This is a genomic window from Curvibacter soli (assembly GCF_029211125.1).
GTDB classification, from domain to species: domain Bacteria; phylum Pseudomonadota; class Gammaproteobacteria; order Burkholderiales; family Burkholderiaceae_C; genus Curvibacter_A; species Curvibacter_A soli.
Map to the genome: position 1 here is coordinate 34,445 of NZ_JARGEN010000062.1, position 20,807 is coordinate 55,251.

20 protein-coding genes are annotated in these 20,807 nt (G+C 69.6%); 14 read left to right on the forward strand and 6 right to left on the reverse strand.

Annotated features, from left to right (window positions below; genetic code table 11):
• Positions 1 to 168 precede the first annotated feature (168 nt).
• The gene (locus PY257_RS13930) at positions 169 to 1,080 is read left to right on the forward strand and encodes a LysR family transcriptional regulator (protein WP_275742829.1); all 912 of its coding nucleotides are present in this window, start codon (positions 169 to 171) and stop codon (positions 1,078 to 1,080) included.
• 105 nt (positions 1,081 to 1,185) lie between these two features.
• Positions 1,186 to 1,641 (forward strand): DUF2214 family protein, encoded by a 456-nt coding sequence (locus PY257_RS13935; protein WP_275742832.1) that lies wholly within the window; start codon positions 1,186 to 1,188, stop codon positions 1,639 to 1,641.
• A gap of 54 nt (positions 1,642 to 1,695) precedes the next feature.
• On the opposite strand, the gene PY257_RS13940 is transcribed toward PY257_RS13935, so the two are convergent.
• Entirely contained in the window at positions 1,696 to 2,037 is a 342-nt protein-coding gene (locus PY257_RS13940) for a PsiF family protein (RefSeq protein WP_275742834.1), read from the reverse strand.
• 117 nt (positions 2,038 to 2,154) lie between these two features.
• Between PY257_RS13940 and argS the strand changes: the two genes are divergently transcribed.
• From argS to PY257_RS13970, 6 genes are all read left to right on the forward strand, one after another.
• The gene (gene argS / locus PY257_RS13945) at positions 2,155 to 3,828 is read left to right on the forward strand and encodes an arginine--tRNA ligase (RefSeq protein ID WP_275742836.1); all 1,674 of its coding nucleotides are present in this window, start codon (positions 2,155 to 2,157) and stop codon (positions 3,826 to 3,828) included.
• Between the two features lie 11 nt (positions 3,829 to 3,839).
• Positions 3,840 to 4,568 carry an SPOR domain-containing protein gene (locus PY257_RS13950; protein ID WP_275742867.1) on the forward strand — a complete coding sequence of 243 codons (729 nt, stop codon included), beginning with the start codon at positions 3,840 to 3,842 and terminating at the stop codon, positions 4,566 to 4,568.
• A 48-nt stretch (positions 4,569 to 4,616) separates the two neighbouring features.
• Entirely contained in the window at positions 4,617 to 5,273 is a 657-nt protein-coding gene (locus PY257_RS13955) for a thiol:disulfide interchange protein DsbA/DsbL (protein WP_275742838.1), read from the forward strand.
• 120 nt (positions 5,274 to 5,393) lie between these two features.
• Complete coding sequence (lptA, locus tag PY257_RS13960) at positions 5,394 to 6,029, forward strand: lipopolysaccharide transport periplasmic protein LptA (protein ID WP_275742840.1); 636 nt, start codon at positions 5,394 to 5,396, stop codon at positions 6,027 to 6,029.
• Entirely contained in the window at positions 6,026 to 6,808 is a 783-nt protein-coding gene (gene lptB / locus PY257_RS13965) for an LPS export ABC transporter ATP-binding protein (protein WP_275742842.1), read from the forward strand. The genes lptA and lptB overlap by 4 nt, the downstream gene beginning before the upstream one ends.
• Before the next feature lie 7 nt (positions 6,809 to 6,815).
• Positions 6,816 to 8,375: an RNA polymerase factor sigma-54 gene (locus PY257_RS13970; protein ID WP_275742844.1), complete on the forward strand. Its 1,560-nt coding sequence runs from the start codon at positions 6,816 to 6,818 to the stop codon at positions 8,373 to 8,375.
• A 66-nt stretch (positions 8,376 to 8,441) separates the two neighbouring features.
• Here PY257_RS13970 and PY257_RS13975 read toward each other — a convergent pair whose 3' ends face one another.
• On the reverse strand, positions 8,442 to 10,133 hold the full coding sequence (locus PY257_RS13975; RefSeq protein ID WP_275742845.1) for a GMC family oxidoreductase: 1,692 nt from the start codon (positions 10,131 to 10,133) through the stop codon (positions 8,442 to 8,444).
• 127 nt (positions 10,134 to 10,260) lie between these two features.
• Between PY257_RS13975 and PY257_RS13980 the strand changes: the two genes are divergently transcribed.
• Complete coding sequence (locus tag PY257_RS13980; RefSeq protein ID WP_275742846.1) at positions 10,261 to 11,184, forward strand: LysR family transcriptional regulator; 924 nt, start codon at positions 10,261 to 10,263, stop codon at positions 11,182 to 11,184.
• A 373-nt stretch (positions 11,185 to 11,557) separates the two neighbouring features.
• Here PY257_RS13980 and PY257_RS13985 read toward each other — a convergent pair whose 3' ends face one another.
• On the reverse strand, positions 11,558 to 12,745 hold the full coding sequence (locus PY257_RS13985; protein ID WP_275742847.1) for a DUF1501 domain-containing protein: 1,188 nt from the start codon (positions 12,743 to 12,745) through the stop codon (positions 11,558 to 11,560).
• Positions 12,746 to 12,750: 5 nt separating this feature from the next.
• Positions 12,751 to 14,118 carry a DUF1800 domain-containing protein gene (locus PY257_RS13990; protein ID WP_275742869.1) on the reverse strand — a complete coding sequence of 456 codons (1,368 nt, stop codon included), beginning with the start codon at positions 14,116 to 14,118 and terminating at the stop codon, positions 12,751 to 12,753.
• Positions 14,119 to 14,362: 244 nt separating this feature from the next.
• Here PY257_RS13990 and PY257_RS13995 point away from each other — a divergent pair, with 244 nt between their 5' ends.
• The 5 genes from PY257_RS13995 to PY257_RS14015 all read left to right on the forward strand — a co-directional run bounded on the left by PY257_RS13995 (position 14,363) and on the right by PY257_RS14015 (position 18,636).
• Positions 14,363 to 15,496 carry an MlaE family ABC transporter permease gene (locus PY257_RS13995; RefSeq protein ID WP_275742848.1) on the forward strand — a complete coding sequence of 378 codons (1,134 nt, stop codon included), beginning with the start codon at positions 14,363 to 14,365 and terminating at the stop codon, positions 15,494 to 15,496.
• A 3-nt stretch (positions 15,497 to 15,499) separates the two neighbouring features.
• Complete coding sequence (locus PY257_RS14000) at positions 15,500 to 16,324, forward strand: ABC transporter ATP-binding protein (RefSeq protein ID WP_275742849.1); 825 nt, start codon at positions 15,500 to 15,502, stop codon at positions 16,322 to 16,324.
• 3 nt (positions 16,325 to 16,327) lie between these two features.
• On the forward strand, positions 16,328 to 17,305 hold the full coding sequence (locus PY257_RS14005; protein ID WP_275742852.1) for an MlaD family protein: 978 nt from the start codon (positions 16,328 to 16,330) through the stop codon (positions 17,303 to 17,305).
• An 80-nt stretch (positions 17,306 to 17,385) separates the two neighbouring features.
• Complete coding sequence (locus PY257_RS14010; protein ID WP_275742855.1) at positions 17,386 to 18,000, forward strand: ABC-type transport auxiliary lipoprotein family protein; 615 nt, start codon at positions 17,386 to 17,388, stop codon at positions 17,998 to 18,000.
• Positions 18,001 to 18,150: 150 nt separating this feature from the next.
• Positions 18,151 to 18,636: a hemerythrin domain-containing protein gene (locus PY257_RS14015; protein ID WP_275742857.1), complete on the forward strand. Its 486-nt coding sequence runs from the start codon at positions 18,151 to 18,153 to the stop codon at positions 18,634 to 18,636.
• A gap of 97 nt (positions 18,637 to 18,733) precedes the next feature.
• Here the strand turns inward: PY257_RS14015 and PY257_RS14020 are convergent, their stop codons facing one another.
• Both PY257_RS14020 and PY257_RS14025 read right to left on the reverse strand, forming a co-directional pair.
• On the reverse strand, positions 18,734 to 19,327 hold the full coding sequence (locus PY257_RS14020; RefSeq protein WP_275742859.1) for an OmpW/AlkL family protein: 594 nt from the start codon (positions 19,325 to 19,327) through the stop codon (positions 18,734 to 18,736).
• Positions 19,328 to 19,484: 157 nt separating this feature from the next.
• On the reverse strand, positions 19,485 to 20,120 hold the full coding sequence (locus PY257_RS14025) for a MarC family protein (protein WP_275742861.1): 636 nt from the start codon (positions 20,118 to 20,120) through the stop codon (positions 19,485 to 19,487).
• Between the last annotated feature and the right edge of the window lie 687 nt (positions 20,121 to 20,807).

Sequence of the window (20,807 nt, forward strand, 5' to 3'; positions counted from 1 at the left end):
TCGCGTCTTGCCCGGCACCCCGATCACGGCACCGGCGGAGCGCATCCAACTGCCGTTTCCAGGCTGATGCAACGCAATGTTGCGCGGCCGTTTTGCTCGTTGCGGGAAAGGTCATGAATCCATGCAAGAGGCCCTGCAATTGGACGTGTGCGATCCACATAATCTGCCATGGACAAGCTCAAGCAGATCGAATCGTTCGTCTCCGTCGTCGTGCGTGGAAGCCTGACGGCAGCGGCGCGGGCCGAGGGCGTGGCGCCGGCCATCATGGGGCGGCGGCTCGATGCGCTGGAGGAGCGGCTGGGCGTGAAGCTGCTGGTGCGCACCACGCGCCGCCTGACGCTCACGCACGAGGGCAGCGCCTTCCTGGAGGACTGCCAGCGCCTGCTGGCCGACCTGGCCAATGCCGAGGCCAGCGTCAGCGCCGGCGGCGTGAAGGCCAGCGGCCATCTGCGCATCACCGCCCCGGCGGGCTTCGGGCGCCGGCACGTCGCCACGCTGGTGCCGCACTTTCGCGAGGAGCACCCGGACGTGAGCATGTCGCTCAACCTCAGCGACCGCGTGGTGGACCTGGCCGGCGAAGGCTTCGACTGCGCCGTGCGCGTGGGCGACCTGCCCGACTCGTCCCTGGTCAGCGTGCGCCTGGCCGACAACCGGCGCCTGTGCGTGGCCACGCCTGGCTACCTGGAGCGCCATGGCACGCCGCGCAACCCGGGTGAACTGGCGCGCTTCGACTGCCTGGGCCTGTCCAGCGACGCGTCGCAGACCCGCGGCTGGGCGTTCCGCGTGGAGGGGAAGATCGTCCACCTCAAGCCCGGCGGACCGCTCGACTGCTCGGACGGCCAGGTGCTGCACGACTGGTGCCTGCAGGGCCTGGGCATCGCCTGGCGCAGCACCTGGGAGGTGGCGTCCGACATCCAGGCCGGGCGACTCGTCCCGCTGCTCGATGCATTCGCTGCGCCGCCCAACGGCATCTACGCGGTTTTTCCGCACGCCAAGCACCTGCCGCTGCGCGTGCGTTTGTGGATCGACTTCCTCAAGCGCAGCTACAGCCGGCCCGAATACTGGCGCGATGCTGGTTGATTGCTATCGTTTATATAGCTGCCGCCGCATGCGGAATAAGCGCTGGAGGCCGATTTCGTTCAAAACCGCCGCTGCGCTAGGATGGCGGCACCCCACGAGGACGCCATGACGCTCGAAGCCCTGCTCGCCTACGCCCACCTGCTCGCCATCCTGACCATGGTGGTGTTCATCTCCAGCGAAGCCGCGCTGTGTCGCGCGGCCTGGCTCAACGCCGCCGTGGTCGAGCGCCTGGCGCGCGTGGACATGGTGTACGGCATTGCCGCCGTGGCCGTGCTGGCCACCGGCATCGCGCGCACCTGGTGGGGCGCCAAGGGCACGGCGTGGTACTGGACCAACCCGCTTCTGCATATCAAACTCACGCTGTTCGTCGTGATCGGTGCGCTCTCCATCGTGCCCACGCTGCGCTACCTGCGCTGGCGCAAGGCGCTGCGTGCCGGCGGCGGCCTGCCCGGCGAGGCCGAAGTGCGCGGCACCCGCCGCATCGTGATGGCGCAGGCGCACCTGCTGGCGCTGATCCCACTGGCCGCGGTGTTCATGGCGCGCGGCTTCGGCGGCAAATGAAGAAACCCCGCGTGCGGGCTGGCAGCGCGGGGTTCGACGGGGTGGGTACGGGCCTCAGGCGGCGGGGGCGCCGCTCAGGCATTCCTTCATGAAGGTCTTGCGCTCGGCGCCCTTGAGCGCCTTGCTCTTGGCGTCGGCGTTGCAACTCTTCATCTTCTCTTGCTGGACGCCCTTGCCTTCCATGGCGGCGGGAGCACCGGCGGCGGACAGGCACTGCTTCATGAAGGTCTTGCGCTCATCGCCCTTGAGCGCCTTGCTCTTGGCGTCCGCGTTGCAGGTGGTCATTTTTTCCTGCTGTGCCGTTTTGGGCTTGGCCGGGGCGTCGGCGGCCTGGACGGAAGCGGCGAGAGAAAAGGCGAGGCCGGCGGCGGCGATCACGGAAAGCAGCTTGTTCATGGAATGTGCTCCTGCATGAAGTGGATGGTAGACCCGTTCGAGGATATCTCCAGGGCCTGCGCAGCATAACGATATACCCGTCCGGTTGGATGACGCGCCGCCCGTAAAATCCGCGCCATGCTTTCAGTCAAACAGGATTTGCTCCAGGCGCTCGCCGCCGCGCTGGAGCAGGTGGCGCCCGGCGCCGATGCGCGCGCCGCCTTCGAGTCGCCCAAGATCGCTGCCCACGGCGACTTCGCCACCACGGCGGCCATGCAGTTGGCCAAGCCGCTCAGGCTCAACCCGCGCCAGGTGGCCGAGAGCCTGCGCACCGCGCTGCTGGCCAGCGCCCCCTACCAGCGCTGGGTGGAGGCGGTGGAGATTGCAGGCCCCGGCTTCATCAACATCCGCCTCAAGCCCGCCGCCAAGCAGCAGGTGGTGCGCGAGGTGCTGGCCGCCGGCGCGCGCTTCGGCTGCCAGGCCGACAACGGCCAGCGCGTGCTCGTCGAGTTTGTCTCCGCCAACCCCACGGGACCGCTGCACGTGGGCCATGGCCGGCAGGCCGCCCTGGGTGACGCGATCTGCAACCTGTTCGCCACCCAGGGCTGGGAGGTGCACCGCGAGTTTTATTACAACGACGCGGGCGTGCAGATCCAGACGCTGGCCCACAGCACCCAGTTGCGCGCCAAGGGCTTCAAGCCCGGCGACGCCGAATGGCCCGAGAACGCCTACAACGGCGACTACATCGCGGACATCGCGGGCGATTTCCTCGCCAAAAAGACCGTGAAGGCCGACGACCGTGAATTCACCGCCAGTGGCGACGCGCAAGACCTCGAATCCATCCGCCAGTTCGCCGTGGCCTACATGCGCAACGAGCAGGACAAGGACCTGCAGGCATTCAATCTCAAGTTCGACGAGTACTACCTGGAGTCGAGCCTGTACACCAGCGGCCGCGTCGAGGCCACGGTGAGCAGGCTCGTCGCCAACGGCAAGACCTACGAGCAGGACGGCGCGCTGTGGCTCAAATCCACCGACTACGGCGATGACAAGGACCGCGTCATGCGCAAGCAGGACGGCACCTACACCTACTTCGTGCCCGACGTGGCCTACCACATCACCAAGTGGGAGCGCGGTTTCACGAAGGTGGTCAACATCCAGGGCACCGACCACCACGGCACCATCGCGCGCGTGCGCGCCGGGCTGCAGGCCGTGGGCCTGGGCATCCCGCCCGGCTACCCCGACTACGTGCTGCACACCATGGTGCGCGTGGTCAGGGGAGGCGAAGAGGTCAAGATCAGCAAGCGCGCCGGCAGCTACGTGACGCTGCGCGACCTGATCGAGTGGACCAGCAAGGACGCGGTGCGCTTCTTCCTGCTCAGCCGCAAGCCCGACACCGAATACACCTTCGACGTGGACCTGGCGGTGCAGAAGAACAACGACAACCCGGTCTACTACGTGCAGTACGCCCATGCGCGCATCTGCTCGGTGCTGGCGGCCTGGGGGGGCGACGCCGCCACGCTCCAGGGCGCCGATCTGTCCGCGCTCGACAGCCCCGCCGCCCAGGCGCTGATGCTGCAGTTGGCCAAGTACCCCGACATGCTCACCGCCGCCGCCCAGGGCTTCGCCCCGCACGACGTCACCTTCTACCTGCGCGAACTGGCCGCCAGCTACCACAGCTACTACGACGCCGAGCGCATCCTGGTGGACGACGAGGCCGTCAAGCGCGCCCGGCTGGCGCTGATCGCCGCCACGGCACAGGTATTGCACAATGGCCTGGCGGTGCTGGGCGTGTCGGCGCCATCCAGGATGTGAGTGCATTGATGATGAAAAAACAGCAGCGTGGTGGAACCATCATCGGTTTCATCGTCGGCGTGGTCGTGGGCCTGGGGGCGGCGCTGGCCGTAGCCGTCTACGTGACCAAGGTGCCCGTGCCCTTCCTCAACAACAAGGGTGCCACCCGCTCCGCTGACCAGGAGGCGAACGAGGCGCAGCGCAACAAGGACTGGGACCCGAATTCGGCGCTCTACGGCAAGAGCCCCGCGCGCACACCCGCGGCACCGGCGGCCCCCGCCACTACCCCCGCTGCTGCTGCGGCGCCGCCGCCCACGCCCACCCTTTCCGCAGCAGCGGCGGGCGCGCCCGCCGCCGCGCCCGCACAACCGGCCAAGCCGACCGCCGCGCCGTCAGCCGACCCGCTGGGCGACCTGGCCCGCGCGCGCAGCAGTGGCGCCCCCGCACCTGCCACCGCCGCGGCTGCGCCCGCTGCGGCGCCGGCGGTCGTCGCACCCGCGCCCGCTGCTGCCGCCGGCATCGACCCGTTCGACTATTTCGTGCAGGCCGGCGCCTTCCGCTCCACCGAAGAGGCCGAGGCCCAGCGCGCCAAGCTCGCCATGATGGGCTGGGAAGCGAAGGTCAGCGAGCGCGAGCAGGCGGGGCGCACTGTCTTTCGCGTGCGCGTGGGCCCGTTCACGCGCCGCGACGATGCCGACCAGCTCAAGCAGAAGTTCGACGGCGCCGGCATCGAGTCGGTGCTGGTGCGCGTGCAGCGCTGAACTTTTGCCCGGGCTGCCTGTCTGAACCCCGCAAGGAGTGATACCCACATGAAACGACGCGACTTTTCCCTTTCCGCCGCCATGGCCATGCCTGCCCTGTGGGGCGGCGCGACCGGGGCCGCGCAGGCCCAGGTCCGCAAGCCGGTGGAGGGCAAGGACTATGTGGTGCTGAGCAAGCCCGCATTCGTCGATGCCCCCAAGGGCAAGGTCGAAGTGGTCGAGTTCTTCTGGTACGGCTGCCCGCATTGCAACGCCTTCGAGCCCCTGCTCGTATCCTGGGTCAAGAAGCTGCCCGCCGACGTTGCCTTCCGCCGCGTGCACGTGGCCTTCCGCAGCGACTTCGTGCCGCAGCAAAAGCTCTACCAGGCGCTCGAAGCCATGGGCAAGGTCGATGAATTCCAGCGCCAGGTATTCCGCGCGATCCACGTCGACCATGTGGCGCTGACCAGCGACAACGCCATTTTCGACTGGGTGGGCAAGCAGCCAGGACTGGACGCGGCCAGGTTCAAGCAGTTCTACACCTCGTTCGACACCGCCAACAAGGTGACGCGCTTCACGCAATTGCAGGATGCCTACCAAATCGAAGGCGTGCCCACGCTGGGCATTGCCGGGCGCTACTGGACCGACGGCTCGCGCACCGGCTCAATGGACCGGGCACTGCAGGTCACCGAATATTTGGTCGGCGAGTCGCGCACCAAGGCATGACCCGCACCACCGGCGCATCGCATCCGCGCCGGTAAAAACACCAATGGCCCGCCGTGTGCGGGCTATTTTCATGTGGGAACGCGCAGAGGCACCGTACAATGGCAGCAAGATTCGTGCCCTATGAAAAACAGACTTTCCCCGCTCCCGCTCATCCTGTGTGCCTGCTTCTGGTGCACCACCGCAAGCGCCGAGAAGGCGGACCGCGGCAAGCCCATGAACATCGAGGCCGACGCGCTGCGCCATGATGATTTAAAACAAGTCAGTGTGTTCACGGGCCGCGTCGTGATGACCAAAGGCACCATCGTGATCCGCGGCGCCCGCCTGGAGGTGCGCCAGGATGCCGACGGCTACCAGTTCGGCGTGGTCACCGCCGACCCGGGGCAGCGCGCCTTCTTCCGCCAGAAGCGCGATACGTCCGTCGGCGCGCCCGAGGAATTCATCGAAGGCGAGGGTGAAACCATCGACTACGACGGCCGCGCCGACAATGTGCATTTCGTGCGCCGCGCCGAGTTGCGGCGCTACCGCGACGCCACGCTGAACGACCAGGTCACAGGCGACGTGATCGTCTACGACAACACCACCGACATGTTCACCGTCGATGGCCGCCCCGTCGGCTCCAGCGGTGCCAAGGCCCCGGGGAGCCGCGTGCGTGCCACGCTTGCTCCGAAGGCCAGCGCAACTGCCGCTCCGGCACCGATTCCCGATGGCGCGCCGGCCCTGCGCCCGAGCACCACGCTCGACGGGGAGAAGAAATGACGGCGGCAGCCGATACGGCCGCCGTTGCCGCGGCACCGACAAGCTGGCTGGAGGTACGGCACCTGCGCAAGTCGTACGGCAGCCGCAGCGTGGTGAAGGACGTCTCCCTCGCGGTGCAGAAAGGCGAAGTCGTCGGGCTGCTGGGCCCCAACGGCGCGGGCAAGACAACGTCGTTCTACATGATCGTGGGGCTGGTGCGCTGCGACGACGGCGAAATCCTCATCGACGGCCGTTCGGTGACCTACATGCCCATCCACCGCCGCTCGCGCCTGGGGCTGTCGTACCTGCCGCAGGAGGCGTCGATCTTCCGCAAGCTCAGCGTCGAGGACAACGTGCGCGCCGTGCTGGAGCTCCAGCGCGGCGACGACGGCCGCATGCTGCAGCGCGCCGCCATCGAGGAGCGCCTGACCGCGCTGCTGCGGGACCTGCGCGTGGACCACCTGCGCGCCTCGCCCGCGCTCGCGCTCTCCGGCGGCGAGCGGCGGCGCGTGGAGATCGCACGCGCGCTGGCCACGCAGCCGCGCTTCATCCTGCTCGACGAGCCGTTCGCGGGCATCGATCCGATCGCCGTGATCGAGATCCAGCGCATCATCGTCTTCCTCAAGGAGCGCGGCATCGGCGTGCTCATCACCGACCACAACGTGCGCGAGACGCTGGGCATCTGCGACCACGCCTTCATCATCAGCGACGGTCGCGTACTGGCGAAAGGCACGCCGGACGAGATCGTCGAGAACGCGGACGTGCGCCGCGTCTATCTCGGCGAACATTTCAGGATGTAGGGGCGGCATGAAGCAGAGCCTGTCCCTGCGCGTCTCGCAGCACCTGGCGCTCACGCCGCAACTGCAGCAGTCCATCCGCCTGCTGCAGCTCTCCACGCTGGAGTTGAGCCAGGAGGTCGAGCAGATGCTCGACGAGAACCCGTTCCTGGAGGTCAACGCCGAGGAAGCGGTGCGCGAGGAGTTTGGCCTGGCGCGCGCCGACACGCCCAGCCGCGATGAGCCAGAAGGCGATGCAGCCGCCAGCGCCGGCAGCGACACAGCCACCGAAACCGTGGCGGCGGAAGCCGAACTCGGCTCCGTGGACGAAGCCGACTGGGACGGCGACGGCGGCTACGACATGGCCGCCGACGATGGCGAATGGGGCGGCGACGCGCCCGCGCGGCGCAACAACCTGGGCGACGAGGGCGAGGCCGACGCCACCGATCTGGCCTCCGACCACGAATCGTTGACGGCCTACCTGCACCGCCAGGCGCTGGCGCTGCGGCTAGGCGAGGAAGACCGCGCCGCGCTGCGCTTCCTCATCGAATCGATCAACGACGACGGCTACCTGGAAGACTCTCTCGAATCGCTGGCCGCCGGCCTGGCCGGCGACGAAGGCGCCGAAGCGCAGGACGAACTGGTGCACCGCTTCACCGTCGCGCTGCGGCTGCTGCAGAGCCTGGATCCGCCGGGCGTGGGCGCGCGCAGCCTGTCGGAATGCCTGTCGCTGCAGCTCCAGCTATTGCAGCGCGGCCCCGAGTGCGCCGCATACGACCCCGACGTGCTGCGCACCGCGCAGGCCATGTGCGCGGGCCCCATGGAGCTGCTGGCGCGGCGCGACATCAAGCGCCTGGCGCTGGCCACTGGAGAAAGCGACGAGCACGTGCGCGCCGCCATGGGCCTGATCGCGCGGCTGGAGCCCAAGCCGGGTCGCCGCTTCGTGAACGTGGAGCGCAACATCGTCGTGCCCGACGTCATCGTGCAGAAAGTGGGCCGCGGCGCGCAGACGCGCTTTCGCGTGCAGCTCAACCAGGACGTGATGCCGCGCCTGCGCGTGCACGACATCTACGCCAGCGCCCTCAAGTCGCACAAGGGCGAGGGCAGCGCCGCGCTGCAGCAGCGGCTGCAGGAGGCGCGCTGGTTCATCAAGAACATCCAGCAGCGCTTCGACACCATCCTGCGCGTATCCAACGCCATCGTCGAGCGGCAGAAGAACTTCTTCGTGCACGGCGAACTCGCCATGCGCCCGCTGGTGCTGCGCGAGATCGCCGACGAGCTGGGCCTGCACGAATCCACCATCAGCCGCGTGACCACGGCCAAGTACATGTCCACCCCGTTCGGCACCTTCGAGCTGAAGTACTTCTTCGGCTCGGCCCTGGGTACCGAGACCGGTGGCAACGCGTCGAGCACCGCGGTGCGCGCCCTCATCAAGCAATTCGTGGCGTCGGAAGATGCAAAGAAGCCACTCTCGGACAGCCAGATATCGGAGATGCTCAAGGAGCAGGGCATCGAATGCGCGCGCCGCACGGTCGCCAAGTACCGCGAGGCGCTGCGCATCGCGCCGGCCAGCCTGCGCAAGGCGCTCTAGCAGTCAGTCACGTTCGCCAGGGCCGGAAGTCTCCCGGGTGATGGGGCATGGACAACCGCAGGGGCGTCAGCCGCGCGCGGCGTCGGCGCGCACCCAGCCGGCGGCTCTCTCGGCCAGCATCAGCGTGGGGCTGTTGGTGTTGCCGCTGGTGATGGTGGGCATGGCGCCCGCGTCCACCACGCGCAGCCCGGCTACCAGGCCGCCGCGCCCGTCGCGTAGCTGCAGGCGCGGGTTCAGCACGGCCAGCTGGTCGCCGTCGGCGCCCATTTTGGTCGTGCCCACGGGGTGGAAGATGGTGGTGGCGATGTCGCCGGCCAGCCGCGCCAGTTCCTCGTCGCTCTGGTACTGCGGGCCGGGCTTCCATTCCTGGGGCTGGTAGGGCGCGAGCGCGGGCTGGGCGACGATGCGGCGCGTCACGCGCAGGCTGTCGGCGGCGACCTGGCGATCCTCGGGCGTGGAGAGGTAGTTGGGCGCGATGGCCGGCGCGTCCTCGAAGCGGCTGGAGCGGATGTGCACCGTGCCGCGGCTCGTCGGGTTGAGGTTGCAAACGCTGGCCGTAAAGGCCGGGAAGGCGTGCAGCGGCTCGCCGAAGGCGTCGAGCGAGAGCGGCTGCACGTGGTATTCGAGGTTCGGGTGTTCGAGTTCGGGGCGGCTGCGCGTGAAGGCGCCGAGCTGCGACGGTGCCATGCTCATCGGCCCGGTGCGGCGCAGCGCGTATTCGAGCCCGATGGCCGCCTTGCCCCACAGCGTGGAAGCCAGCGTGTTGAGCGTGCGCGCGCCCTGCACCTTGTAGACGGCGCGGATTTGCAAGTGATCCTGCAGATTCGCGCCCACGCCGGGCAGGTCGGCCAGTACCCCTATGCCGTGGGCGCAAAGCACGGGCCCCGGGCCGATACCCGAGAGTTGCAGGATTTGCGGCGAGTTGATGCTGCCCGCACAGAGCAGCACCTCGCGCGCCGCGAACGCCTGCGCCATCTCGTGGCCGGTCCACACGCGCGCGCCGGTGCAGCGCAGCGTGCCGTCGGCGTTGCGCTCGACGAGCAGCCGCGCCACCTGCGCGTTGGTCCACATCTCGAAGTTGGGCCGGCCATAGCAGGCCGGGCGCAGGAAGGCCTTGGCCGTGTTCCAGCGCCAGCCGGCCTTCTGGTTGACCTCGAAATAGCCCACGCCCTCGTTGTCGCCGCCGTTGAAGTCGTCGGCGGCCGGGATGCCGGCTTGTTGCGCGGCCTGCGCGAAGGCGTCCAGGATGTCCCAGCGCAGCCGCTGCTTCTCCACCCGCCACTCGCCCGTCGAGCCGATGGCCTTGTTGCCGTGCAGGCGCTTGAAGTTTTCGTTTGCATCCCCGGGCTGGTCGAGCCGCCAGTGGTCCTCGTGCGCGCGGAAGGCCGGCAGCACGCTGCTCCAGCGCCAGGCGTCGTCGCGCGTCAGCGCGGCCCATCGGTCGTAGTCGCGCGCCTGCCCGCGCATGTAGATCATGCCGTTGATGCTGCTGCACCCGCCCAGCGTCTTGCCGCGCGGGTAGCGCAGCGTGCGCCCGTTCAGGCCCGCGTCGGGCTCGGTCTGGTAGAGCCAGTCGGTGCGCGGGTTGCCGATGCAGTAGAGGTAGCCCACGGGAATGTGGATCCAGTGGTAGTCGTCGCGCCGCCCAGCCTCGATCAGCAGCACGCGCTGGCGCGCATCGGCGCTGAGCCGGTTGGCCAGCAATGCGCCGGCCGTGCCGCCGCCGATCACGATGTAGTCGAAATGCGTGTCCGACATGGTTTGTCTCCGTCCTTAGATATTTGAAATACTTATGCCTAAATGAAGCCTTCAAAAAACAAGTATCCGCATAAACATTGCGGCAGTCCACTGATTTTGGCAAAATTGAATCATAAATAATTCAAATATGATTGCCGCCTACGACCCCCAGACCCTGCGCGCCTTCGTCGCCGTGGCGCGCGAGGGCAGCGTCTCGCGCGCCGCGCAGGCGCTGCACCTGTCGCAGCCGGCGGTGAGTCTGCAGCTCAAGGCGCTGGCGCGGCAGACCGGGCTGGCCCTGTTCACCCGCACCGCGCACGGCCTGGCGCCCACGCGCGACGCCGCCATGCTGCTGCCGCAGGCCGAGCGGGCGCTGGCCGCGCTGGCGGATTTCGGCCAGGCGGCGCAGAACCTGCGGGGCGCCGTGCGCGGCACCCTGCGCATCGGCACCATTCTCGACCCGGAGTTCACGCGCCTGGGCGCCTTCCTGGGCGCCTTCCTAGACGCCGCGCCGCAGGCCGACACCGAACTGCGCCAGGCCATGAGCGGCGACCACCTCGCGGCGCTGGCGCGCGGCGCGCTCGACGTGGCGTTCTACCTGGGCGACGCCAACGCCGACGCGGCGGGGCAGGGCGCGGCGGGCGCCGACTTCGCCCAGCGCACGCTGGCGCACTTCACCTACCGCGTGCTGGCACCCGCCGGCTGGGGCCTGCAGGTGCAGGGCCGCGACTGGCGCGCGCTGGCGGCGCTGCCCTGGCTGGGCACGCCGCCCGCGTCAGTGCACCACCGGCTGCAGGCGGCGGTGTTCGGCCCCGGCTCGCTCACCGGCCTGGCACCGCGCCGCGTGGCGCTGGTGGAGCAGGAGGCGTCGATGCTCGACCTCGTGCGCTCGGGCGTGGGCCTGTCGCTGGTGCGCGACTCCATCGCCATGCACGAGGCGCAGACGCGCGGGCTGGTGGTGGCCGACAAGGTGCTGCTGGACTGCTCGCTCACGCTGGCGTGGCAGCGCGGGCGCGAATCGGAGCTGCTGATCGCGGCGGCGCTCGGCGTGCTCGACGCGGTGTGGGGTTGACCCTCTCACCGCTGAGCAGCACATAAACCTGGAAACGGCAGTCGACCGCTTCGTATCCCTTGCCAGGCCGCAGGAAATCGAGCGTTGCCGGCTTCGATGGCGTTCACCTCGTGGGTGAGAGCGCCATGCACCTGCCAGCACCGCGCTCGGCGCGCCATGCGGCGTTGCTCCTCCTTGCGGGCAGCAAGCCCGCCGCGTCGCCCGGTCTTGCCTGGCACCCCGATCACGGCACCGGCAGGCGCATCCAACTGCCGTTTCTAGGTTTATTTGTGCCGCCAACCATCGAACACTGCACCAGTGACTCTGGTTGGCCGAGGCGCGGGGCGAGAGCGAGAGCGAGAGCGGCGCTCCCCGACGAGGCCGCGAATAGTCCCTATGCCCGCAGCAGTCCCTCGAAGACCGGCTTGCCGGTCGTTCCCGTGGCCGGAAAGAGCGCGCGCGCGGCGTGTTCCGGCTCGATACCGAAGCATTCCCCCGCCGCCGTGGCGATGATGCCGTCGAGCGCCGCGGTGGCGCGCAGGTCGCGGCCCTCGTACAGGTCGGCGGCGGCCAGGCCGGGCCAGTCGGCCAGCACGCGCCCGCCGCGCACCGCGCCGCCGACCAGCAGCGCCGCCGCGCCCGTGCCGTGGTCGGTGCCGCCCGTGCCGTTGGCAGCCGCTGTGCGGCCGAATTCGGTGGCCACTAGCACGGCGGTGCGGGCCCAGGTGCCCTCGCCCAGCCCGTCGCGCAGCGCGGCGAGCAGGGCGTCGAGGCGCTTCAACTGCGCGGCCATGCGCCCCGCTTGCCCGGTGTGGGTGTCCCAGCCACCGGTTTCCAGCATGGCGATGCGCGGGCCGTCCGGGCGGGCCAGGAAGCCGGCAGCGAGCTTGCCGAGGCTGGCCGGGTCCTGCCGCGCCGGGTTGCCCGCGGCCATGGCGCGCGTTTCCTGGGCGCTGCTCCAGAGCGCGTGCAACTGCGCGTCGCCGGCATAGAGCCGCTCCACGCGCGCCAGCAGGTCGTCGGGCGGCGGGCGCAACCCCGCGGGCGCGTAGCTGGTGGCCGGGGCCGGGCCGCGCAGCGCCAGCGGCAGCGTGGGGGCGAGCGCCAGCGCCTCGCGGCGCGGCTGCGGCAGCAGCCCGGCCAGGCGGTTGAGCCAGCCGGTTTTCTCGCGGTAGGGCGCGGCACCGCCGGTCTCCAGCACGTTCTGGCCGTCGAAGTGCGAACGCTCGCGGTACGGCGAGGCCACTGCGTGGATGCAGAGCGCCTGCCCATTGGCATACATGCGTGCGGTCTCGACCAGCGCCGGGTGCAGCGCGAATGTGCCGTCTAGGCGCGTGGCGCCGGCCGGGTCGATGGCCAGTTCGCCGCGCAGGCGCGCGTAGCCCGGGTCGGCGTAGGGGATGAGGGTGTGCAGCCCGTCGGCGGCGCCGCGCTGGATGACGAAGACGAAGCGGCGCGCGCTCGGCGCTTCGTCCGGCGCCTGCATGCCGGCCAGGGTCAGGCGCGGCACGGCCAGCAGGCCCGAGGCGCCGAAGGCGGCGAAGGCGCGCAGGGCGCGGCGGCGGGTTGTGGAAGCGTCCATGGGTGTCATCTCCGCAGGAAATCGGGGGCTACCAGCAGCAGGGCCAGCGCGGTGGCGGGGCTTTCGGCGCGGGAGAGCGCCTGCGTCGTTTCGTCCGCCACGGAGCCCGGCAGCACCCGCGGCGCCAGCGCGCGCGCGTCGAGCGCGGCATCAGTCTGCGCGGCCAGGCGCTGCGCGGTCTCCACGCGGCGCACCAGCGCGTCGGGCGCGGCCCAACTGGCGGCGATGTCGTCCCAGCCCGCGGGCGAGCCGGGCCGCCACACAGGCTGGCCCAGTTGGGTGAACAGCGCCGCGGCGGCGCTCGGCGCGCCGCTCTGGCGCCGGCCCAGTGCGCGCTGGGCCGACACGGCCCATTCCCAGGGCGTCTTGAACTTGGCCGGCGCGGGGGCCCAGGCCTCGGGCGATTCGACCAGCGCGCGTGTGACGGCGGCCAGGTCGCCGCGCGTGCGCAGCCACACGCCGGTCATGCGCTCCACCAGCGCGGGCGGCGGCGCGTCGGCCACGAAGTGCCGCGCCAGCTTGGCGCACAGGTGGGCGGCGGTGGCGGGCATGGTGGCCAGGTCGTGCAGCACGGCGGCGGCCTGCTGCGCGCCCTGGTCTTCGTAGCGGCGGCCCAGCACGGTGCGTGCGCCGGGCTCGTGCAGTTGCGGGCGGAAGACGAAACCAGGATCGGGCCCGGCCTGCTGATAGCGCGTGTCGGCGTTGATGGCCGCGCCCCAGCCGGTGAGGGCGCGGGCGAACTCGGTCACGTCTTCCTGCATGTAGCCGCTGCGCACGCCGAGCGTGTGCAGCTCCATGATCTCGCGTGCCAGGTTCTCGTTGAGGCCGCGCGGGTGGGCGCTGCGGCGCATGGCGGGGCTGCCGGGGCCGACGGAGGCATGCTGGTCCAGGTACAGCAGCATGGCCGGATGGCGCTCGGCGGCCAGCAGCAGGTTTTCAAAGCGGCCCAGCACGCGCGGGCGGATGGCCTCGGCCTCGTAGGCGCCGGCCAGCGCCTGCACCTCGGGCTTTTCGATGGAGAGGGCGAAGTGGTTGGCCCAGAAGTGCACCAGCCGCTCCACCAGCGGCGCGGCGGCCGCCAGGGCGCTGTCGGCGCGGGCGCGCACGGCGTTCTGGTAGATGTCGCGCGTCTGCTGGTTGCGCGCCTGGCGCAGCGCGGGGCGGTCGGCCTCGGCGGCCTCGCGCAGGGCGCGGCGCGACGCGGCTTCCTCGGCCACCAGGGCCTCGGTGCCGGGCAGGCCGCGCCACATGGGCGGCGGCTCGCCGGGGGCGGCGATCTGCTGCAGCAGCCAGCCGCGCGGGTCGTCGGGCACGGGTTCGTCGGGCCGCGCGCCCAGGCCGAAGCGGTTCAGGGCGATGGCGGCGGGTGTCATGGTGGTCATGGAGGCGCTCCTCGTGCGTTTCGTGCCTGGCATCGGATCGCGGGGCATGGCGGCTATGACTCTGCAATGCGCAGGAGGTGCGATGCTGCCGACACAGCTACGTGTAAAAAAACGTCAGGCGCCGGGCATGGCGCCGGCCGCAGTTCGTTACCATGAGGGCACCGGCTGCTCAGGGCCGCGTGGCCTTCTTCTTCCCTCTTCTTTCTGGCAGCGCATAGTCTCTCGCATCTTTTGCATGTCCAACGACCCTACGCCCCGCATAAGCACGGCGCGCACGCCCGACGGCGTGCGCGCCGTGCTGCAGGGCGACTGGAGCGTCGTGCAACTGGCCGGGCGCGGCGCCTGGCGCCGGCTGGCCGAGCAGTTGCGCGCCACGCCGGCCCTGCCCGCCACGGCCTGGAGTCTGGAGGGCGTGGCGCAGCTCGACCATGTCGGCGCGCAACTGCTGTGGGACCACTGGGGCCGGGCCTGGCCCGCGCAACTGACGCTGGGCGCGGCCCAGCGCAGCATGATCGAGCGCGTGGCCCGTTATACCCTGGCCACGCCGCCCGCCGCGCCGCGCGCCGGCGGCTTCGCCGAGGCCGTGGACCACCTGGGCGCGCGGGTGCTGCGCACGCTCGAATACTTCAGCAGCTTCATCGTCATGATGGGCCAGTTCGCGTTCGACCTGCTGCGGCTGCTGCGCGCGCCGCACCGCGGGCCCTGGCGCGACATCTCGGGCCATCTGTACAGCATGGGCGCCACGGCGCTGCCCATCACCGCGCTGGTGGGGTTCCTGATCGGCGTGGTGCTGGCCTACCTCACGTCGCTGCAATTGCGGCAGTTCGGCGCGGAGTCGTTCATCGTCAACATCCTGGGTATCGCGCTGATCCGCGAGCTCGGGCCCATGCTCGCGGCCATCCTCGTGGCGGGGCGCTCGGGTTCGGCCATCACGGCGCAGATCGGCGTGATGCGCGTGAACGAGGAGCTCGACGCCATGCGCGTCATGGGCATCACGTACGGCTTCCGGCTGGTGCTGCCGCGCGCGCTGGCGCTGGCGCTGGCCATGCCGCTGGTCAGCGTGTGGACCACGTTGGCGGCGCTGTGCGGCGGCATGCTCGCCGCCGACCTGGCCATGGACATCACGCCCGCCTACTTCATAAATGCGCTGCCGCGCGCCGTCAACGGCAGCAACCTGACGCTGGCCTGCACCAAGTCGGTGGTGTTCGGGCTGCTGATCGCCCTGGTGGGCTGCCACCGCGGCCTGCGCGTGCGGCCCAACACGCAAAGCCTGGGCGAAGGCACCACGGCTTCGGTGGTGACGGCGATCACGGTGGTCATCGTCGTTGACGCGCTGTTCGCCGTGGCCTTTCGCAACGTGGGCATCTGAGCCGTGCGGACCGCGCTGCCCGCCACCGCTGCCGCCACCTCCGCCGCACCCGAAGCGGTGGTGGAAATCCACGGCCTGTGGACCGTGTTCGGCCAGGGCGCGGAGGCGTTCGTGGTGCACCAGTACCTGGATCTGACCATCTACCGCGGCGAGGTGCTCACGCTCGTGGGCGGCTCGGGCACCGGTAAATCGGTGCTGCTGCGGCAGATGCTGGGGCTGGCGCACCCCACGCGCGGCGAGGTGCGCGTGCTGGGCCAGCCGCCGCAGGCGCTGGGCAGCCCGGACGCGGCCAGCCGCGTGGGCATGCTGTTCCAGCACGGGGCGCTGTTCTCGGCCTTCAGCGTGCTCGACAACATTGCCTTTCCCCTGCTCGAACTGGGCACGCTGCCGCGTGCGCTGGCCTACGAGGCCGCCATGGTCAAGCTGCAGCTCGTGGGCCTGAAGCCCGAGCATGCCGCGCGCATGCCCGCCGACCTGTCGGGCGGCATGATCAAGCGCGTGGCGCTGGCCCGGGCGCTGGTCATGGACCCGCCGCTGCTGCTGCTCGACGAGCCCACGGCGGGGCTGGACCCGGAAAGCGCCGACGACTTCTGCGCGCTGCTGCGCGACATGCATGCCGGGCTGGGCCTGACCGTGGTGATAGTCACGCACGACCTGGACACGCTTTTCGCACTGAGCACCCGCGTGGCCGTGCTGGCCGACAGGAAGGTCGTCACCATCGGCCCGCCGGCGGAGGTGGCGCACTTCGACCACCCCTTCATCCGCCATTACTTCCTGGGCGACCGTGGCCGCCGCGCCATGGCGCCCCTGCCGCCCCTGGAGAACTGACCCATGGAAAACAAATCCCACGCGCTGGCCGCCGGCGCCTTCGTGATCTGCATGGCGCTGCTGCTCATGGGGCTGGCCCTGTGGCTCATGCGCGACCAGGGCAACTACGCGAGCTACGAGCTGTCCACCCGGGATGGCGTCAGCGGCCTGCAACCCCAGGCCGCGGTGCGCTACAAGGGCGTGGCCGTGGGCAAGGTCACGCAGATCGGTTTCGACCCGCAGGTCAGCGGCAATGTGTTGATCCGCATCTCCGTGGACGAGAAGGCCCCCGTATCGCCCACCACCTTCGCCACGCTGGGCTACCAGGGGGTGACCGGCCTGGCCTACGTGCTGCTCGACGACGACGCCGCGCCGCAGCCGCAACTGCCGCCCGGCAACAGCGGCCTGCCGCGGCTGCCGCTGCGCATCTCGGGGCTGGGCAAGCTCAGCGAACAGGCGCCGCTCATCCTGGCGCAGGTGGACCAGGCGGTGACCCGCATCAACCAGTTGCTGCAGAGCGACAACCAGAAGACGCTGATTGCCGCCATCGACAACATGGGCCGCGCCGCCGGCAGCGCGGCCATGCTGGCCGAGCGGCTGCAGGCCACGCTGGAGCGGCGGCTCGACCCCGTGCTCGCCACCATGCCGGAGCTGACCGCCGAGGCCGCGCGCACCATGCAGTCGCTGCAGGCGGCGGCGGCCCGCGTGTCCGATATGTCCCAGCAGATCACCGCCACGGCCCAGCGCCTGAACGAGAAGGACGGCGCGCTGGAGCAACTGGCCCAGGGTACGCGGGCGCTCGCGCATGCGGCCGATACCTTCGCCACCGCCACGCTGCCGCGCATCAACCGCGTGACCGACGACGCCTCGCGCGCCGCGCGCCAGTTGGGCCGCACCGTGGGCGGCATCAACGACAACCCGCAGTCGCTGATCTTCGGCAACGGCGTTTCCGCGCCTGGCCCCGGTGAGCCCGGCTTCGCGGCGCCCGCGGCGCGGCCCTGAAAATCGATGGAAAGGGGATTGCTATGAAATATATAGCTGCTTGCGCTGGAAATATAAGCGGTAGAGCCGTTTTTTGCTTGATGTTTTTTGCGACGCTCGCGGGCTGCTCGGCCTTGCCCGAGCGCCCGGAGCGCCAGATGATGTACGACTTCGGCATCGGCGTCGTGGGGCCCGCGCCCAGCGACCGTGGCGCGCCGCTGCCGCCCATCGCCCTGGCCGCCGTGGAGCCTGTGGGCGCGCTCGACGGCTCCACCGCCGTGCTGTACCGGCTGGACTACGCCGACGGGCGCGAGCTGCGCCCCTACAGCCGGGCGCGCTGGAGCATGCCGCCCGCGCAACTGGTACGCCAGCGCCTGGCCGACCGCCTGGGCCAGCGCCGCGCCGTCCTCGTGGCCGGCGAGAGCGTGGCCCTCTCGCGCGGCAAGGAAGGCCGCCCGCCGTCCGTGCTGCACGTGGACCTGGAGGAGTTCAGCCAACTGTTCACTTCGCCCACGCAGAGCGCGGGGCTGGTGCGCCTGCGCGTCACGCTGGCCGACAACACCCTCTTCGGCGAAAAGCTGCTGGGCCAGCGGCTCGTCGTCGTGCAGCGCCCCGCGTCCAGCAACGACGCGCCCGGCGCCGTGCGCGCGCTGGCCGACGCCACCGACGCCGCGGCCCAGGACGTGGCCGAGTGGCTGGAGCAGATGCAGCGGTAGAAATCGCGCGTTTTGCATCGCGGCAGGAGTGTCCTTTCCTGCGCATCGATGAATGCCTGCGGGGGCGGGCATTCGCTGACCTGGATCAACGCTGCCAGCGTGCGCGGGCCCTAAGCTGGGCCGCACTTTCACCACGCCCTGGAGTACCGCATGGCCGCACTCGAATGGTCCGACGCGCTCGCGCTCGACCTGCCCATCATGGACGACACGCATCGCGAGTTTGTCGACCTGCTCGCCGCCGTGGAGCGGGCGCACGACGCCGCCCTGCCGGCCGCATGGCAGGTGCTGATCGACCATACCGACACGCACTTCGGCCAGGAGGATGCCTGGATGCGCGCCACGCGCTTCTCGTCGTCCAACTGCCATACCACGCAGCACCACGTGGTGCTGTCCGTCATGCGTGAAGGCGCGGCGGGCGGCGACCTGGCGATGATCCGGCAGATGGCGCGCGAACTCGCCGCCTGGTTTGCGCAGCACGCCCAAACCATGGACGCGGCGCTCGCGCTCCACCTGCGCCGCGTGGGCTTCGACCCGGCCACGGGCGTGGTGCACGCGCCGCAGGCATTGCCGGCGGTGGAGATCCACGGCTGCGGCAGCGCGGCCTGCTCGGATGCGCACGAGGCCGTGGGGGCTTGAAGACTGGGGGCCCAAAAAAAGGGAGCGGCCATTCTGGCCTGCTCCCAACCCTTGTCAAAGGCTCCCTTGTCGTCGTTGTCTTCTTGTCGCTGCTGCGTCAGAACCGCCAGCCCAGGCCTATGCCGATCAGCACCGGATCGACCTTGAACGAGCCCAGCGTGACGCCTGCGGCGGATACGTCGGTCTTGATATAGAGCTTTTTCACGTCGAAGTTCAGGTACAGGTTCTTTTGCAGTGGAATGTCCACGCCGACCTGCAACGCGCCGCCCCAACTGTTGCGGTCGATATCCACGCCCGCGGGCAGTTGCACGCTGCTGAAGCGGGTGTAGTTGACGCCCGCGCCCACATAGGGCTTGAAGCCGCTGAAGTTGGTGAAGTGGTACTGCGCCAGCAGCGAAGGCGGCAGGTGCTTGAGGCTGCCGATTTTGGTGCCCGCGGCGCGCAGGTCGTGCTTCTGCGGGTAGGTCAGGATCAGCTCGGCGGCGATGTTGGGCGTGAAGAAGTAGCTTACGTCGACTTCCGGGATCCACTTGTTGTTGATCGAAAGGTCCAGGCCGGTACTGTCCTTGTTGGCGCTGTCCAGGTGCACGGCGCGCGCGCGCACCAGCCACTGCCCTTCGGCCTGCTGGGCATGGGCGCTGCCCAGGGCGGCAATGGCGCACAAGGCAGCGGCAAGCAGAGTCTTCTTCATGATGGTTGTTTCCTTCTGGGAATGCACGGGAAAACGCTTCCCGTGGCATTGATTACAGAAGCAAGACCGTGGTGCCGGCTTGCGCAGCGTCAAGTCCGCAGCCGCTGGGCACGCCGCAGTGCGCGGTTTTTGCGCTGGATCAAAAAAGCCCGTTGCCTCAGCGCGACGCCAGCACGGGGAATAGCTTGACCAGCCCGTCGGCCATCACCTCCACCGACAGCGCGGCGAGGATCAGGCCCATGATGCGCGTCATCACGTTGATGCCCGTCTTGCCCAGCACGCGCGAGATCGGCTCGGCCAGCGCGAAGCACAGCGCCGTGGCCGCCCCCACCACCACGCCGTAGCCCACCAGCGCGGCGTGCTGCCAGAACGTCTGCGCCTTGTCGGCGTAGATGATGACGGTGGACATGGTGGCCGGGCCCGTGAGCAGCGGGATGGTGAGCGGCACCACGGCGATGGAGGCGCCGAGCGACGCCTTGACCTCGGTGGCGCGCACTTCCTCGGGCGTGGTGCGCGATTCCGCCGGACGCGCGTTGATCATGTTGAGCGCGCTGATGAGCAGCAGCAGCCCGCCGCCGACCTGGAAGCTCTGCAGCGAGATGCTGAAAAACGCCAGCACCTGCAGCCCCAGCAGCGCGCACACGGCGATCACCACGAAGGCGCTGAAGGCCGCCACGCGCGTGGTGCGCTGGCGCTGCCCGTGCGTGAAGCCCTGCGTGTAGTGGATGAAGAAAGGCACGCAGGCCAGCGGGTTGACGATCGCCAGCAGGGTGATGAGCGGCTTGATGTCCATGCTCAGCGCCCCCCGGATATGTCGGGCACTGCGGGGGCTGTATGGCTGGGCGCGCCAATGCCCCGGCTCGTGCCGATGATAAGAACCAAGTTGCGCACGCTTATGCTCCTGTCTGTGACAATCCCGGCGCGGGCTGCGCGCCTGCCCGCATTACACAGCATCGGTGGCGGGGTACGCATGCGGATTAGGCCTCACAGGGGAACCGTCTTGGCACACCACCCGCCAGAACAGCCAGCGTGACTATCCCACGATTCACAGGCCCCGGACTTTCCCTTACGGGTTTACCCGGGCACAACGACCCGATTGATGACTTTCTTGCGTCCGACTCCTTGCTACAAACCTGAATCCGTGACCACCCCCTAACGAATCCATGCCTCATTGGATTTTCTGAATTTCGTCGCCCGGATTGCCTGCATGCATGCGTCCAAGACCCTGCGCTGGCCGTCATGGCGGGCATAAACGTCGCACCTGCGGTCACCAGGACACTCCACAAACGGTGTTCGGCACGCAGCGTGCAGGGCTGCGCCTGCAGCGATGGCTGCACGGGGTGGCTGGTGTTGCCGGAATGGTTCGCAGTCGCTGGTCAGGGCACCGCGCTGCGCCATGTCGCCCGCAATTGGTCGTAATGGCGCGCAAAGGCCGCGTAGCCCGGATCGTGCTCGCCCAGACCGAGCACCCAGCGGCCCG

Coding starts and splice junctions, on each gene's coding strand:
- PY257_RS13985 (WP_275742847.1), bottom strand. CDS start 12,745: ATGGACGCTTCCACAACCCGCCGCCGCGCCCTGCGCGCCTTCGCCGCC.
- PY257_RS14020 (WP_275742859.1), bottom strand. CDS start 19,327: ATGAAGAAGACTCTGCTTGCCGCTGCCTTGTGCGCCATTGCCGCCCTG.
- PY257_RS14015 (WP_275742857.1), top strand. CDS start 18,151: ATGGCCGCACTCGAATGGTCCGACGCGCTCGCGCTCGACCTGCCCATC.
- PY257_RS13950 (WP_275742867.1), top strand. CDS start 3,840: ATGAAAAAACAGCAGCGTGGTGGAACCATCATCGGTTTCATCGTCGGC.
- PY257_RS13975 (WP_275742845.1), bottom strand. CDS start 10,133: ATGTCGGACACGCATTTCGACTACATCGTGATCGGCGGCGGCACGGCC.
- lptA (WP_275742840.1), top strand. CDS start 5,394: ATGAAAAACAGACTTTCCCCGCTCCCGCTCATCCTGTGTGCCTGCTTC.
- PY257_RS13990 (WP_275742869.1), bottom strand. CDS start 14,118: ATGACACCCGCCGCCATCGCCCTGAACCGCTTCGGCCTGGGCGCGCGG.
- PY257_RS13930 (WP_275742829.1), top strand. CDS start 169: ATGGACAAGCTCAAGCAGATCGAATCGTTCGTCTCCGTCGTCGTGCGT.
- PY257_RS14005 (WP_275742852.1), top strand. CDS start 16,328: ATGGAAAACAAATCCCACGCGCTGGCCGCCGGCGCCTTCGTGATCTGC.
- PY257_RS13955 (WP_275742838.1), top strand. CDS start 4,617: ATGAAACGACGCGACTTTTCCCTTTCCGCCGCCATGGCCATGCCTGCC.
- PY257_RS14025 (WP_275742861.1), bottom strand. CDS start 20,120: ATGGACATCAAGCCGCTCATCACCCTGCTGGCGATCGTCAACCCGCTG.
- PY257_RS13980 (WP_275742846.1), top strand. CDS start 10,261: ATGATTGCCGCCTACGACCCCCAGACCCTGCGCGCCTTCGTCGCCGTG.
- lptB (WP_275742842.1), top strand. CDS start 6,026: ATGACGGCGGCAGCCGATACGGCCGCCGTTGCCGCGGCACCGACAAGC.
- PY257_RS13995 (WP_275742848.1), top strand. CDS start 14,363: ATGTCCAACGACCCTACGCCCCGCATAAGCACGGCGCGCACGCCCGAC.
- PY257_RS14010 (WP_275742855.1), top strand. CDS start 17,386: ATGTTTTTTGCGACGCTCGCGGGCTGCTCGGCCTTGCCCGAGCGCCCG.
- argS (WP_275742836.1), top strand. CDS start 2,155: ATGCTTTCAGTCAAACAGGATTTGCTCCAGGCGCTCGCCGCCGCGCTG.
- PY257_RS13940 (WP_275742834.1), bottom strand. CDS start 2,037: ATGAACAAGCTGCTTTCCGTGATCGCCGCCGCCGGCCTCGCCTTTTCT.
- PY257_RS13935 (WP_275742832.1), top strand. CDS start 1,186: ATGACGCTCGAAGCCCTGCTCGCCTACGCCCACCTGCTCGCCATCCTG.
- PY257_RS13970 (WP_275742844.1), top strand. CDS start 6,816: ATGAAGCAGAGCCTGTCCCTGCGCGTCTCGCAGCACCTGGCGCTCACG.